General features: G+C 51.4%; 1 protein-coding gene. It reads right to left on the bottom strand.

Annotated features, from left to right (window positions below):
- Nucleotides 1-453, bottom strand: a 453-nt coding sequence (locus BCY78_RS24320) for a type II toxin-antitoxin system HipA family toxin (protein ID WP_139103325.1), incomplete at both ends; no start/stop codon positions are given.

Raw genomic sequence — 453 nt, 5'->3', positions numbered from 1 at the left:
TCCTTAATCTTTTCGGCTTGCGCTTTCTGTAGCTGAAAAAAGTCGATGACGTCCATAGCCAGATCGTAGTCGAGACGGTTGTCATTATCCGAGATATTGAGATGCAAACCGCTGGCAGGTGTGACCGGGTTGATATCGTAGGCAGGTGACAGCATCCAGCCGCCGTCGTGATAAATAAAGCCATGATTCCGCAAATGATCATCGGTATTGGATACGGCAATATTAAACACAATGCGGCGCCACAGTTGCACCAGATCCTGTTTGGTGTTGGCCCCCTGGTCTGTCAGGAACTGGGCCAGTTCAAGATAGCTGGCTTCATAAGCCCCATCGTAATAACCAAGCTGGGTCAGCGCAGAGGTGAAGTGAAGGCGTCCGGCCTCTGTCCGGTCAAAGCGCCGGGTCAGAAAAGTATGGTGATGGCTGTTGAACTTATCGATCCGACAAGGGGCCATC

The sequence above is a fragment of the Pararhodobacter sp. CCB-MM2 genome, from assembly GCF_001691415.1.
Lineage (GTDB): Bacteria > Pseudomonadota > Alphaproteobacteria > Rhodobacterales > Rhodobacteraceae > Pararhodobacter.
This window is presented reverse-complemented; position numbering and strand designations above follow the sequence as displayed.